This window comes from Streptomyces sp. STAM6 (assembly GCF_054963715.1).
In genome coordinates this window covers 97,004-111,021 of sequence record NZ_JBUEFZ010000001.1, presented here as the reverse complement: position 1 = coordinate 111,021, position 14,018 = coordinate 97,004, and the positions used below count along the sequence as shown (strand labels likewise).

At 73.0% G+C, this 14,018-nt stretch carries 11 protein-coding genes; 6 read left to right on the top strand and 5 right to left on the bottom strand.

From position 1 onward, the window contains the following. Positions 1-5 precede the first annotated feature (5 nt). Together ACY34K_RS00560 and ACY34K_RS00555 are read left to right on the top strand one after the other, a co-directional pair. Positions 6-299 (top strand): DUF4235 domain-containing protein, encoded by a 294-nt coding sequence (locus tag ACY34K_RS00560; RefSeq protein WP_462741736.1) that lies wholly within the window; start codon positions 6-8, stop codon positions 297-299. Positions 300-416: 117 nt separating this feature from the next. Then, positions 417-1,121 (top strand): antibiotic biosynthesis monooxygenase, encoded by a 705-nt coding sequence (locus ACY34K_RS00555; RefSeq protein ID WP_462742711.1) that lies wholly within the window; start codon positions 417-419, stop codon positions 1,119-1,121. A gap of 9 nt (positions 1,122-1,130) precedes the next feature. Here ACY34K_RS00555 and ACY34K_RS00550 read toward each other — a convergent pair whose 3' ends face one another. Then, the gene (locus ACY34K_RS00550) at positions 1,131-2,960 is read right to left on the bottom strand and encodes an endonuclease/exonuclease/phosphatase family protein (RefSeq protein WP_462741734.1); all 1,830 of its coding nucleotides are present in this window, start codon (positions 2,958-2,960) and stop codon (positions 1,131-1,133) included. Positions 2,961-3,151: 191 nt separating this feature from the next. Here ACY34K_RS00550 and ACY34K_RS00545 point away from each other — a divergent pair, with 191 nt between their 5' ends. Continuing rightward, positions 3,152-4,591: a hypothetical protein gene (locus tag ACY34K_RS00545; protein WP_462741731.1), complete on the top strand. Its 1,440-nt coding sequence runs from the start codon at positions 3,152-3,154 to the stop codon at positions 4,589-4,591. Positions 4,592-5,199: 608 nt separating this feature from the next. On the opposite strand, the gene ACY34K_RS00540 is transcribed toward ACY34K_RS00545, so the two are convergent. Then, complete coding sequence (locus tag ACY34K_RS00540) at positions 5,200-5,964, bottom strand: SDR family NAD(P)-dependent oxidoreductase (protein ID WP_462741727.1); 765 nt, start codon at positions 5,962-5,964, stop codon at positions 5,200-5,202. A 105-nt stretch (positions 5,965-6,069) separates the two neighbouring features. On the opposite strand from ACY34K_RS00540, the gene ACY34K_RS00535 reads away from it, so the two are divergent. Beyond that, the gene (locus ACY34K_RS00535) at positions 6,070-7,533 is read left to right on the top strand and encodes an alkaline phosphatase PhoX (RefSeq protein WP_462741724.1); all 1,464 of its coding nucleotides are present in this window, start codon (positions 6,070-6,072) and stop codon (positions 7,531-7,533) included. Positions 7,534-7,621: 88 nt separating this feature from the next. On the opposite strand, the gene ACY34K_RS00530 is transcribed toward ACY34K_RS00535, so the two are convergent. Continuing rightward, a complete protein-coding gene (locus tag ACY34K_RS00530; RefSeq protein WP_462741721.1) occupies positions 7,622-8,842 on the bottom strand; it encodes a TerD family protein in 1,221 nt (406 codons plus the stop codon). A gap of 114 nt (positions 8,843-8,956) precedes the next feature. On the opposite strand from ACY34K_RS00530, the gene ACY34K_RS00525 reads away from it, so the two are divergent. Continuing rightward, a complete protein-coding gene (locus ACY34K_RS00525) occupies positions 8,957-9,919 on the top strand; it encodes an AraC family transcriptional regulator (protein ID WP_462741719.1) in 963 nt (320 codons plus the stop codon). A 270-nt stretch (positions 9,920-10,189) separates the two neighbouring features. Here the strand turns inward: ACY34K_RS00525 and ACY34K_RS00520 are convergent, their stop codons facing one another. Next, positions 10,190-11,014, bottom strand: a complete 825-nt coding sequence (locus tag ACY34K_RS00520) for an NAD-dependent epimerase/dehydratase family protein (RefSeq protein WP_462741717.1) — start codon at positions 11,012-11,014, stop codon at positions 10,190-10,192. Positions 11,015-11,299: 285 nt separating this feature from the next. Between ACY34K_RS00520 and ACY34K_RS00515 the strand changes: the two genes are divergently transcribed. Next, the gene (locus tag ACY34K_RS00515) at positions 11,300-12,229 is read left to right on the top strand and encodes a 5-dehydro-4-deoxyglucarate dehydratase (RefSeq protein WP_462741714.1); all 930 of its coding nucleotides are present in this window, start codon (positions 11,300-11,302) and stop codon (positions 12,227-12,229) included. A 573-nt stretch (positions 12,230-12,802) separates the two neighbouring features. Here ACY34K_RS00515 and ACY34K_RS00510 read toward each other — a convergent pair. Further along, entirely contained in the window at positions 12,803-14,005 is a 1,203-nt protein-coding gene (locus tag ACY34K_RS00510) for an MFS transporter (protein WP_462741711.1), read from the bottom strand. Positions 14,006-14,018: the final 13 nt, after the last annotated feature.

The following is a 14,018-nucleotide window of genomic DNA, read 5'->3' as shown; positions in this document are numbered from 1 at the left end:
CGGCGATGGCCGATGACAAGCGGAAGAAAAAGAAGAAGAGGAAGCAGAAGCTCCTCTACCGGCCCGTCGGTCTCCTCCTCGGCATGGCGGGCGGAGCCCTGGCGAGCGCCCTGTTCTCCCGCGCGTGGGCGGTGGTCGGCGACGGTGACGCCCCGGACGCCATGGACGAGGAACGCCAGTGGAAGGAGATCCTGGTGGCGGCCGCCCTGGAGGGCGCCATCTTCGCGACGGTCAAGGCGGCCGTGGACCGCTCCGGCGCGTTGGGCGTCCGCCGTCTGACGGGTACCTGGCCGGGCTGAACCAGCCCCAACCGCCGGGCGCAGGAAGGCGCTTGACCTCAACCTTGCTTCACGTTCCACGATGGTCCTGCCGCCGCGCCACCGGGGCGCGGCCGACAGGAGGCATCGCCCATGAACGTGATCAGGCACCCCCAGGCCCGTCCCCGCTTCGCCCGTCCCGGAGTCGGTGTCGTGACCGTCAGCACCTGGCGGGTCGGTACGCCCGAGCGACAGCGGGCCGCCGTCGACGCCCTCGCCAAGACCTGGGAGAGCCGTGACTGGCCGCACTCCGGGCTCCTGTCGTACACGGTGCTCACGGGGGAGGACGGCGACACCCTGCTGCACTACACGCAGTGGGCGGACGAAGAGTCCTACCGGGACTACTTCGCCACCTCCCGCGACGACCGGAACGCCGAGATCGACGCCGCCGTGCCCGGGATCGAACGGGTCGAGCTGCACTTCTACACGCTCCACCGCAGCGGCGCGGCCGAGAACGACTCCCGCGTCCCCGGCTCCGTGGCGATCGTCGAGATCGAGTTCGACGGACCGGACGCCGAGCGGCAGCGCGCCTGGATCGACAGCGTCTTCGACGCGCTGGACAGCGATCCCGCCCCGCACCCCGGAGGCATATCCGCCCACTTCCACACCGGCGTCGACGGCACGCGCGTCCTCAACTACGCCGAGTGGGAGACCGCCCAGCACCACATCGACGCGCTCGCCGCGCCCGGGAACGGGGTCGGCTCACAGACCGAGCAGTGGCGCCGGGTGCAGAACCACCCCGGCCTGCTCCGCAGCCGCGTCAACCGGTACACGCCCGCGCTCAGCATGAGCGCGGGCGTGTGAAGGCGGGGGCTACGGGCGGAAACGCAGCACCTGCGGGTCGTGGTCGCTGTTCTGCTCCGCGAACTCCGCGTTGATGTGCACGCTGTCGTACTCGAAGTCGCGGATCGACGGGCTGGTCAGGATCTGGTCCAGAACCTGGCTGTTGCCCTGGTACACGTACGAGTAGCGCTCGGACCGCGGCAGGGACTTGACCGCCGCGTGCAGCGCGCCACCGTCCGTCAGCGCCTTGGTGGTCCCGGAGAACTCGAAGTCGTTGATGTCGCCGAGCACCACCACGTCGGCGTTCTTCTGGACGGCCAGGATGTCCTTGACGAAGGCGTTGACGGACGTGGCCTGCAGCAGTCGCTTGGCCTCGGAGGAGCGGTTCGGCGGCTGGTGGTGCGAGACCAGCGACTCGTCACCGCCCTTCGAGCCGAAGTGGTTCGCGATCACGAAGACGGTCCGGCCGCGGAAGGTGAACTCGCCGGCGAGCGGCTTGCGGCTGTTGTCCCAGGCGGTGTCGGCCGGGTCGATCCGGCCGGGGGAGGCGCTCAGGGCGGCGCCGCCCTTCTCTCCCTTCACCACACCGATCCCGGTCGTCGCGTCCCCGCCCGCGCGGTCGGTGAACGACACCCGCTCGGGGTTGAAGAGGAACACCTGGCGGATGTTGCCGCCGGGCTCCCCGCCGTCCTTGTTGTTCACCGGGTCGATGGAGCGCCACGCGTACGCCGGGCCGCCCGCCGCGACGATCGCGTCCGCGAACTTCTTCAGCGTCTCGTCGGCGGCGACCGTGCCGTCGTTCTTGGCGCCGTTGTTGTCCTGGATCTCCTCCAGGGCCACGATGTCGGGCGAGGCCAGGTTCTCCACCACGGCCTTGGCCAGCGCGTCGAACTTCCCCTGCGGGTCGGACGGGTCGAGGTTCTCCACGTTGTACGTGGCGACCGCGAGCTCGCCGCGCTTCTGCGGCTCGGTGGTCTCGCGCTTCAGCCCGCGGTCGGCGACCGTCCCGAGCGTACGGGCGGTCAGGGTGTAGCCGCCGAACTGGTTGAAGTCCAGCGGGCCCTCGGTCGTCCCGGTCAGCAGGTCCCCGACGTTCGCCTTGGGGAACGGCGTCTGCGCGGTCGGCGTCAGCGACTGGATCTGCAGCCGGCCGGTGTTCTGCGCGGTGTACGAGCCGTAGACCGTGCCGCCGCGGCGATTCGCGTTCTCGCGCGGCTTCACCGTGACCCACAGCTCGGAGTACGGGTCGGTGGCGCCGACGACCCGCGAGGAGCCGATGCGGACGTTCATGCCCTCCAGGGACTCGTAGTAGTCCAGGGCGTAGCAACCGGGCTGCAGTGTCAGCCCGTTGATCGAGCCGCCGGCGGCCGGGTCGCCCGCGGGCGTGTACGTGCCCGGCACCGTGCGCGCGGAGATCGTCGCGGGCGCGGGCACCGGGTTGCCGGAGGAGACCACGGTGACGGTCGGCTTGGTGATCTGGGTGAGCGACTGGTTGCCGGAGGAAGTGCCGCCCGGGATGTACTCGGTGACCGTTCCCGCGACCGAGACGGCGTCGCCGACCGCGACGGTCGGGGCCGAGCCGGTGTAGACGAAGACGCCCTCGCTGGTGGCCGGGTTCTCGTCGGCCTGCGTGTCCTGGAACCAGAAGCCCTTCGAGCCGTACGTCCGTACACCCGTGACGATGCCGGTGACACCGGTGACCTGCTGCCCGACGAGAGGGGACACGCGCGTGGTGCCCTGGATGTCGTGGATGCGGACCTCCGCCGCGGCGGCGGAGGAGGAGCCGGCGAGCAGGCCGGCCGCGAGCGCGGCGGCCACGACCGTCGAGACGGCGGCGGTTCTCGGTATGGAGGAAGGCATCAGAAAGCTCCGGGGGGGCTTGGAGGATCGAAGGATTGATCTACGCGCGTCAATGTCTTGTGTGAGCGGGCAACTTGTCAAGGGTCAACGAATGCACGGAGCTTGACCGGTACATGAACTGCCGGTCATGTGCCCAATTGCGTCTACGCTGGGGGCCGCCTGACCACGCACCTCCCGAGGAGAGACCCCACATGCCCGGAGACCGCCCCACCCTGCCGCCGGTACGGCTGCACTCGGACGCGGAGCTGGCGCGGGCCGCGCTCGCCACCCCGCTGCTCGCGCGGGCCGTCCGACTCGCCCGCTGGGCGGGGCCCGGGACGAGGGTCGGCGCGGGCGGCGAGCTCGTCGACGAGCAACTCCCCGCCGCGGCCGAGGCACTGGGGCTCGAACCGGACGAGGACGGCGCGGCGTTCGCGAGCGAGGCGTGGCGGGTCGCGGTCGACACCCGCCTCGTCGACGTCGAAGACCCCGAGGACGACACCGACGGCACCGCCAAGGCCGGCGAGAACCTCCCCCTGGTCACCGGCGGTTCGCCACAGGACGTCCTGGCCATCTGGCTGGACGGACTGGAGACGGTGTTCGCCGACGCCACCGCGCCGCTGCTGGACGACCTCGCCGACGTCATCGGCGACAACGGCGAACTCGACCTCGACGGACTGGACTGGGACCCCGAGCGGGAGGCGGACTTCCTCGACGGCGTCCTCGGCAACCTCTACCTGCTCACCGTCACCGAGGGCGGCGCGGGGGACGCGCCGGTACCGCTGCCCGCCCTCGCCGCGTCGATGATCGTCCCCGACGACATGGGCGAACCCACCGACGACATCCTGGAGCAGGTGTCGGAGGCGATGATGCGGCTGGACGACCAGTTCCGGGTGCTTGAGCCGATCGGGCTCGTCGAGTACGAGCCCGTCGACGAGGCCCTGATGGCCGAGGAGGGCGAGGAGCCCGAACCGCCCGTCGACGACGAGGACGTGACGCGGTACGGGATGGTCAGGCTCACCCCGCTCGGCCTGTACGGCGTCCGCGCACGCCTGCTGGACGCCGGGGTGGAGGCGCCGGCCGTCGGCGACCTGGCCGACAAGGGCGCGGACGTGCTGCTCGACGGCCTCGCGCGCTTCCCCGAGGTGTCGGCCCGCGCGGAGACCGAACAGTGGCTCGCCCGGCGCGAGCCGCTGCCCGCCACCCGGGAGCTCCTCGCCGCCGCGAAGGGCTCCGACGCGGGCTCGCCGCTGCGCCGCCTCCACTGCCAGCAGGCGCTCTCCCTGGTCGGCCCGGCCGCCGAACCCGCGGTGCGCGAGGTCCTCGACGACCCGGAACTCGGCGGCCTCGCGCGAGTCTGGCTCGCCGAGCGCGGCGCGTCCGACGTACCGCCGCCGCCGGAGTCGATGATCTTCTGGCTGGCCGTCGACACGATCGCCGCGCAGCTCGACGCGGACGGCGACCTGGAGGAACTCCAGGACCTCGTGGAGGGCCTGACGGGCCAGCACAGCGGGTTCTTCGACGCGGCGTGGAAGGTGGAGCACCCGGCGACTCCGGAGGTGCTGGAGGCGATGGGGCGGTTGCACCGGGACAAGGGGGTTGCGAAGGAGGCCCGCAAGGCTGCCTTCAAGTCCCGCTCCCGAGGAGCCTGACCCCCGGGGCTCCGCCCCGACCCCGGGTCACCACACCCGCAAGGTGCGGGCCACCCCCGGGGCTCCGCCCCGGACCCCTGTTCGTCTGCGGGCCATGGTCCGTTGTGCCCACCCGTTCCGCCCCAGGCGGAACGCATGCCCACAACGGGTGCACCCAGCCGCCAACCGGAGCGGCGGGCCCCAACCAGGAACCGAGCCGCACCGGCATGCGGCGCCGGGGTGGGGCCGTGCAGGGGGTCGTCCCCGCAGGGGTTGGCGGCCGGGAAGCGGCTCCCCTACAAGGGAGCTCAGGCCGCCGGCCCCGAGGAGTCGAGCCCGGAGGGGCCACGCCCCCCACCCACCGGCAGGTACCGCACCGCGCCCGGAAACGGGCGGGCCCACCCGTCGGCAGGTATGGCACCCGCGCTGGAAACAGGAGGGCCCCACCCGCCGGCAGGTACGGCACCGCGCCCGGAAACGGGCGGGCCCCACCCGCCGGCAGGCCCCACCCGCCGGCAGGCCCCACCCACCGGCGGGCCCCACCCGCCGGCGGGCCCCACCCGCCGGCAGGTGCCGTGCCCTGTTCGAAGGCGCGCCCGCAGGCAGGCGCCACGCCGGTGGGGGCGGGCTCACCGCAGGTGGGACGCGCCGTTGAGGTCGAGGATCGTGCCCGAGGACCATTCCGCCTGCGGCGACGACAGCCACAGCACCGCCGCCGCGACCTCCTCCGCCGTGCCCACACGGCCGAAGGGGCTTTGTGCGCGGATCGCCTCGCCCTCCGGGCCGGTCAGCCGGTCCGCGACCCGTTCGGTCTCGAAGAAGCCGGGGGCGACGGAGGAGACGGCGATGCCGTGCGGGGCGAGGGACACCGCGAGGGACTGGCCCAGCGCGTGGACCGCGGCCTTGGTCGCGCCGTAGGCGGGGTGGTCGGGCTCGCCGCGGAACGCGCCGCGTGAGCCGATGTTGACGATCCGTCCGCCCGTGCCCTGCGCGATCATGTTGCGGGCCGCGAGATGGCTGAGGTTCGCGGTGGCGAGCAGGTTGACGGCCACGTGCTGCCGCCATGTCTCCACCCACTCTTCGTAGGGTGTCTCGTCGACGGGGTGGCGCACATTGACCGCCGCGTTGTTGACGAGGATGTCGATCCCGCCGAGCCCGGACACCGCCGTGTCCATGACGGCCGCGGCCCCCTCCGGGCCGGTGAGGTCGCCCCCGGCGAGCACGTGCCCCGTGCCGGGCAGGGACGTGAGGGTCTGTCGTGCTTCTTCGGCGCGCGATCCGTAGTGCACGGCGACCCGGTCGCCGTTCGCCGCGAAGGCCCGGGCGACCGCGCGGCCCAGTCCCCGGGACGCTCCGCTGACCAGGACACGGCGCCCGGTGGCAGGCAGGTTCATCGGAGGCGGCCTCTCGCGGTAGTTCCATGTCTTTCGGCGTTCAACTGCCGTTTATACGTGAGGGCGAACGTATGCCCGTCCATTGGCCGAGTCAGGGAGACCGTGATGCCGCTCACCCGCAGAGAGTTCACCCGACAGTCCGCCCTCACGGGCGCGGGTGTCGCCCTCACCGGTGCCGTCGGGGCGCTCGCCACCGCGCCGGGCGCCCTCGCGGCGGACGATCCCGCCGTTCCGGCGAACGGGCGCGGTGGCGATCCCGGCGCGGTGGGGGACGGCGCCCCGGGCGACGCCCCCGAGCGCCTGGGGTACGGCACGCTCGCCGACGACCCGAAGGGCCTTCTCGGGCTGCCGGCCGGTTTCTCGTACCGGGTACTCACGCACAGCGGTGTCACCAGGCTGGAATCGGGCGAGTTCACGCCTTCCCACCACGACGGCGCGGCGACCTTCGAGGGCGCGCGCGGTGTCACGCTCCTGGTGGTCAATCATGAGCTGAAGGGCCCCCGGTCGAAGTGGCAGTATCCGGTACCGCTGACGGAAGGGCTGGTCTACGACCCGGCCGCGGCGGGCGGCTGCACGGTGGTGGAGACGCATCGCGACGGCCGTACCGCCGAATGGGTGGGTATCGCGGGCACGTCCACCAACTGCGCGGGCGGCCGTACCCCCTGGGGCACCTGGCTGACCTGTGAGGAGAACTCCGACCGGGCCGGCGAGAACGGTATGACCAAGGACCACGGGTACGTCTTCGAGGTCGACCCGTACGACCGGCGTGCCAACCGTGCGCCCCGGCCCGTCAAGGCGTTCGGCCGCTTCGACCACGAGGCCGTCGTCATCGACCCCAAGCGCGGCCACGTCTATCTGACCGAGGATGCCTCGCGGCCCAACGGACTGTTCTTCCGCTGGGTCCCGCCGCACGGCTTCAAGCACGGCGCCGGCCGGCTGCGCACGCTCGCCGACGACGCGGGTGTCCTGCAGGCGCCCAAGTGCTTCGACAAGGCCGGCCGGTTCGTGGACGACCTGTCGCGGGCCACGAAGATCGGCACGGTTTACGGCGTAGACTGGGTGGAGGTTCCGGACCGGGACGCCAGGACCGTCGACGTGCGCGAGCAGTTCGGCGCCGGCGACGTCACCCGCGCCCGCAAGCTGGAGGGCATGTGGTGGGCGGACGGCGGCGCTTACGTCGTCTCCTCGTACGCTCGTGCGGAGAGTCCGGGCGCCGCGCACGACGGGCAGGTGTGGTTCTACGACCCCAAGCGCCGCACCCTCACCCTGAAGGTGCTGCTGGGTGTCAATCCGGACCCGAGGCGGGAGGGCGGGTTCGACGGTCCGGACAACATCACCGTCTCCCCGTACGGCGGCCTCGTCATCGCCGAGGACGGCGAGGGCGTGCAGCACCTGTTCGGCGCCACGGAGAGCGGCCGCACCTACCCCATCGCCCGCAACGAGCTGAACGACAGCGAGTTCACCGGGGTCGTCTTCTCGCCCGACGGAACGACGCTCTACGCGAGCATGCAGACGCCGGGCATCCTCTTCGCCATCACCGGCCCCTGGCGGCGCACGCCCCGCCGCTGAGGTCGGGAGGCCGCGCCCGCCTGTGAGGCCCGGGAGGCCGGGCGTCCGTGGCCAGGACGCCCGGCACCTCCGGGGGGCGGGCCGGCCGTCACAGAGCCTGGGCGGCCGGCTTCACCATGCCCCGGACGGTCCGCGACTTCACGAACTCGCCCATGGCGGTCATCTCCCACTCACCGGAGAACTGCTTGATGAGCTTGGCCATCATCACGCCGGTCTGCGGCTCGGCGGAGGTGAGGTCGAAGCGGACGAGCTCCTCCCCGGTCGCGGCGTCCATCAGCCGGCAGTACGCCTTGGCGACCTCGGTGAACTTCTGGCCGGAGAAGGAGTTGACCGTGAAGACCAGCCCGGTCGCGTCCGCGGGCAGCCTGCCCAGGTCCACGACGATGACCTCGTCGTCGCCCGCGCCCTCGCCGGTGAGGTTGTCGCCGGAGTGCTTGATGGCGCCGTTCAGGATGGACAGCTTGCCGAAGTAGCAGCTGTCCAGGTGGTTGCGCTGCGGGCCGTACGCGATCACCGAGGCGTCCAGGTCGATGTCCTTGCCGCGGAACGCGGGCTCCCAGCCGAGGCCCATCTTGACCTGGGAGAGCAGCGGACGGCCGCCCTTGACCAGCGACACCGTCTGGTTCTTCTGGAGGCTGACGCGGCCCTTGTCCAGGTTGATCTTCCCGCCCGCGGCCTGGGGAGCGGCGGGCGGGGCCGCGGGGGCGGGCGCGGCGGTCCGGGGGTCCGCCGGTGCGGCGGCCGGGGTGGGCGGGGCCGGCGGAGCCGCGGGTACCTGGGCCGGGGCCGGTGCGGCGGCGGCCGGCTCCTCCTCGACCGAGACGCCGAAGTCGGTGGCGATGCCGGCCAGCCCGTTGGCGTACCCCTGGCCGACCGCGCGCGCCTTCCAGGCGCCGTTGCGCAGATACACCTCGACGACGACCAGGGCGGTCTCGGTACCCAGCCGGGGCGGGGTGAAGGTGGCGAGCACGCCGCCGTCGTCGGCATTGCGGATGGTGGCGGTCGGTTCGATGCCCTGGAAGGTCTGTCCCGCGGCGTCCGGGCTCGCGGTGACGACGATCTTCTCGATGCCCGGCGGGACGGCGGCCGTGTCCACGATGATCGCGTCGGGCGCCGTGCCGCCGCCGGAGCGGTAGGTGACGCCGGGGCCGGCCGGCTGGTTGTAGAAAATGAAGTCGTCGTCGGAGCGCACCTTGCCGTCGGCGGTGAGCAGCAGGCCCGATACGTCGAGCCGCACCGGGGCGGCGACGTCCACCGCCACCCGGGGGACGGTGAGAGGGATGTTCGAGCCGGGGGTCATAGCTGTCATGCCAGGGGTAACGACCGGGGGCGCTTTGCCGTTCCCTTACCTTCCGCCACTCCGGTGACGGGCACGGGCCGTCGCCGGAGTGACGCCGCCGGAGGTCACCTATCGTTCCCCTCTGTGGCAGGCAGAACTTTCCGCACCGAGGACGTGGACGAGGCGCGTCAGGAGATACGCAGGCGGTACTACGCGAGCTCCTTCGACGTGGTGGCGGGGGAACCCGACTTCTCGGCACGGTTCGACACCGTGTCGTTCGGCGCCCTGACCATCGGGGAGCTGAGCTGCGGCGCGGACGTCCGATTGCGCTGCGCGGAGCTGGGCGCCTACCAGATCGACACGCCGCTCACGGGCGGTGTCGAGTGGCGCCAGGGCCGGCGGGCCTCGGGAACGGCGACGGCGGGCGAGGCCGCGGTGTTCGACCCGGTGGGCGCGGCGTCGCTGGAGCGGTGGGGCGGCGACTGCCTGCTGCTGGCGGTGAAGGTGGACCGGGACGCGTTGCGGCGCCGGCTCGAGGCGCTGCTGGGCAGGCCGCTCACCGGCACCCTGGCGTTCGCCCCCCGGCTCGACGTCTCCCGCGGGGCGGGGCGCGACTGGGTGCGCCTCGCGCGGTCGGTGGCCGCGCGGGCGGACGGAGAGGACGCCCCGTCGCTGCACCCCCTGCTGGCGGGCCCCCTTCAGGAGGCGTTGCTCAACGGACTGCTGCTCGCCCTGGAGCATCCGTACCGCGAGAGCCTGGAGCGGCCCCGGGGACCGCTGCGGCCGGCGCCGGTGAAGCGGGTCATGGACGCGGTCCGGGAACGCCCCGAGCATCCCTTCACCACCAGCGAGCTGGCCGCGATCGCCCGGGTGAGCGCGCGCCGGCTGCAGGAGTCGTTCCGCGCGCACGTGGGCATGTCACCGATGGCGTACGTGCGGGACGTGCGGCTCGGCCGGGTCCGGGAGGAACTGAAGCGGGGCGAACCGGGGGCGCTGACGGTCGGAGAGGCGGCGTGGCGCTGGGGCTTCACCCACCTCGGGCGGTTCGCCGCGCAGTACCGGGAGCGGTTCGGGGAGGCACCTTCACGGACGCTCAGGGGCGGCTGACCGCCCATGAGCGTGCGCCGCGCACTCGGCCGCGTGAGCCCCGCGCCGCCGAGCCGCCGCGCAATGGGGACAGGGGCCGCGTTCGGCGGATCGGCGCCGGGGCGCGCGGCTCCTATGGTCGGATGACGCGGGCGCACCGACGCGGTGTGCCGCGTCGACGGAGTGCGTCGGTGGTACTCACCGCGCCCGCGCGACCGGGGCCCGGCCGGCTCCCCCCGCTTGGCCTGGCCGGCCCCGTGTCGCCGTCGCCCCCGCGGGCCACCCTGGGGGTCAGTGCGGCCACTGGGGCGGGTGGGTGGTGAAGTGCCCGCCCAGATGGGCGTAGTCGGGGTGGGTGTCGTCCAGCTCTCCCTGCTCCGCGACGAGCTTTCCGGCGTACTGCTCCGAGTCGTCCCGGGGCTCGTAGCCGAGGGCGCGGGCACTGGACAGGTCCCACCAGAGGCGGGTGTTGGCGGACGAGCCGTACACCACGGTGTGCCCGACGTCCTCGGCGGTCAGGGCGGCGTGGAACAGCCGGGCGCCGTCGCCCGGGCTCAGCCACATCGACAGCATCCGCACCGAGGTGGGCTCCATGTAACAGGCGCCGATCCGCACCGAGACGGTCTCCAGGCCGTGCAGGTCCCAGTAGAGCTGGGCCAGGTCCTCGCCGACGCACTTGGACAGGCCGTAGAAGGTGTCCGGGCGGTGCGGTGTGGTCACCGGGACGAGCGCGCCCGGATCAGCGGGGGTGCTCCCGCGCGGGCGCGGGGTGAAGCCGACGGCGTGGTTGCTGGACGCGAAGACGATCCGCCGGACGCCTTCCTCGCGCGCCGCCTCGTAGAGGTGGTACGTGCCCTCGATGTTGGCGCGCAGGATCTTCTCGAACGGCGCCTCCAGCGAGATGCCCGCGAGGTGGATGATCGCGTCGACGCCCCGCACGGCCTCGCGCAGCGCCTCCTTGTCGGCGAGGTCGGCGGTGATCGCTTCCGGCTCGCCCTCGATCCGGGCGACGTCGAAGAAACGGAGCGCGTAGCCGTACGCGGGGAGCAGCCCGCGCATCAGGGTGCCGATGCCTCCGGCGGCGCCGGTGAGCAGGACGGTACGGGGAGCGGGCATGGGCGGTGTCTCCTCGGTGGGGCGCGGCGACGGCGGGTCTCGTTCAACCGGTACTTCAGCTGCGTGGACCTCATTCACATGCGTGGGCACGCTAGGGAGCGGGCTCCCGCAGCGTCAAGTGCGGCGGGGGTGACGCCGTTCCGGCCCAACTCGGCCTGCGGGCCACGGGTTTCCGCCTTGACCTGCCTCGATGGCGGGTCTAGCGTGCACGGTGTTCATGAATATGGACACTGATCGTATGTGTGCACGAGGTTGGTGTGCACGAAGCGTGCTCAGGGAGCGCCCGTGACCTCTGCCCCGCCGGCCGGCCGGCTCGACGGCCCGCTGTTCTTCCCCGTCACCGCCTACGGACCGGACGGCGCCCTCGACCTCGACGTGTTCCGCGCGCATGTGCGCGACGGGATCGAGGCGGGCGCCGCCGCGGTCTTCGCGTGCTGCGGCACCGGCGAGTTCCACGCCCTCACCCCCGAGGAGTTCCGGGAGTGTGTGGCCGCCGCGGTAGAGGAGACCGCCGGCCGGGTGCCGGTCGTGGCCGGCGCCGGGTACGGCACGGCGCTCGCGATCAGATATGCGCGGCTGGCCGAGGAGGCCGGTGCCGACGGGCTCCTCGCGATGCCGCCCTATCTTGTCGTCGCAGGCCAGGAAGGACTCCTGCGCCACTACACCGACCTCGCCCGGGCCACTTCGCTCGACGTCATCGTCTACCAGCGCGACAACGCGATCCTCACCCCGGAGACGGTCGTCGAGCTGGCCCGTACCGAAGGCGTCACCGGCCTCAAGGACGGCCACGGAGACCTCGCCCTCATGCAGCGCATCGTCAGCGCCGTCCGCGCCGAAGGCCTCGACCTGCTCTACTTCAACGGCCTGCCCACCGCCGAACTGACCGGTCCCGCCTACCGGGGCATCGGGGTCACGCTCTACTCCTCCGCCGTCTTCTGCTTCGCCCCCGACATCGCCCTCGCCTTCCACACGGCTTTCCACAGCGGCGACGACGCGACCGTGAACCGGCTCATCGACGGCTTCTACCGGCCGTTCGCCGAACTGCGCGCCCGGGGCGGCGGATACGCCGTCTCGCTCGTCAAGGCGGCGGTGCGGCTGGGCGGTCTCGACGTCGGCGAAGTGCGCCCGCCGCTCAGCGAGCCGGCCCCCGCCCACATCGAGGAACTCGCCGGGATCGTCGAACGCGGCCGCGCGCTGCTCCGAGCCGGACGGTGAGGCCCCGGCCCCGGCCCACCCCCGGGAGGCCGACGGCGACCCGCCCGTGGCCGACCGCCCGCCCGATCCCGTTCGCGGGGCCGGACACGCCCCCGCCCCGTACGAGGCGGGGGAGCGGCCACCCGGCGACGCCCACGGGAGGCGGGCCGCAGCGCTCGAAGCCCCGGACCCGGCTTCCCCGGCCGGGTCGCCCTCGCCCCCACTCCCGTCCCGGCACCGAACGCCCGGGCCATCCGTCGTCAACGCCTCCGGTGGCCGCTGCCCGTGGGCGCCCCGCACCGCCCGGTCGGCACGAGCCGCCACTGACGCGGCGGCGTCGATCCGGTGCACATCCCGACCGTCGCCGACCGGCACGTGCCGCTCCGCACGGGAGGCCGCGCCGACACGGCGCTCCCGCCGTTCGCGGCGCATGCCCGTGTCCGCACCGTCCCGGCGGCCGGCGCGCGGTCGCCGGCGGCACGGGCGGCGCCCACCGGTGCATGCGCGGCCGACGCGGCCGACGCGCGGATCGCGGCGTCACGGAACCGCGCCCGTACCACGAGGGACTCGCTCCCGGAACCGACCCGGCGGCCGTCACCGCGGCACCGCGCTGCGTGCGCCGAGCAGCCCCGCCGCCACCGCCAGTCCCAGTACCGCCAGCAGCGGCAGCAGGATGCGCACGTCCACGACCGCGACCAATGCCGCGCCCAGTGCCAGCGCCAGCGTGTTGGGGACGAACAGCAACGTGTTCGCGGTGGCCGCGGTACGGCCCAGGACCGCGTCCGGCGTCTCGCGCTGCACCGCCGTCAGCACCGAGATCAGCACGCACGGCAGCCCCGCCCCGATCAGGCCGCCGGCCAGGAGGGCCGTCACGTCGTACGGCAGCGCCCGCAGACCCACCGCCACGGCGAACAGCGCGATGCCTCCGGCGAGGAAGAACCGGTCGCCGAGCCCGCGCATCAGCGGCCCGGCCGCCACGCCCACCAGGACCGAGCCGGCACCCTGCACCGCGTACAGCACGCCCACGAACGACGGCGCGTGCCCCAGCACACGGTCGTTCAGCGCGTAGATCGCCGCGCCGTTCACTCCCGCGAGCCCCATGGTGGCGGCGCCCGCCACGACCAGCGGTCGCAGTGCCGCCGACCGCCACAGGAACCGCGCCCCCTCCATGACCTCGGACGCACCCCGCGCCGCGCCCCGTTCCCGGAGTGCGGGCCGGTCCTCCCGCACCCGCAGCAGCGCGAAGATGCCCGCCGCCAGCAGGAACGTGGCCGCGTCCAGCAGGATCACCGACGCCGGTCCGCACGCGGTGTACAGCCCCGCCCCCGACAGCGGCGCGACCAGCTTCATGCCCTCGTTGGCGGTCATCCGCAGCCCGTTGAAGTCGCCGAGCAGCTCCTTGCCGATCGTGCCGGGCACCAGGGCCGCCTCCGCCGCGTCCTGCACGGTGCCGCTCACCCCGTAGACGAAGAGCACGGCCCACACCAGCCACACGCCCTCCGCCGAGTCGACCAGCAGCAGTACCGGCAGCAGCGTGGCCATGCCGAGATTCGTCCGCACCAGCAGGGGCCGGCGCCGCATCCGGTCGGCGAGCGTGCCGAGCACCGGACCGGCCAGTACGGGCGCCCACATGGCGAACAAGGTCAGTGCCGCCAGACTGTCCGAGCCCGTCAGGGACTTGACCCAGACGCCCGCGACCAGCCACATGCCGGCCGAGCCGAAGCCGGAGACGACCACCCCCGACAGATAAAGTCCCGCGTTCCGGTCCCGGAGGACCCGTTTCAGTCCCTGTGCCATGCGCACAGCCTGA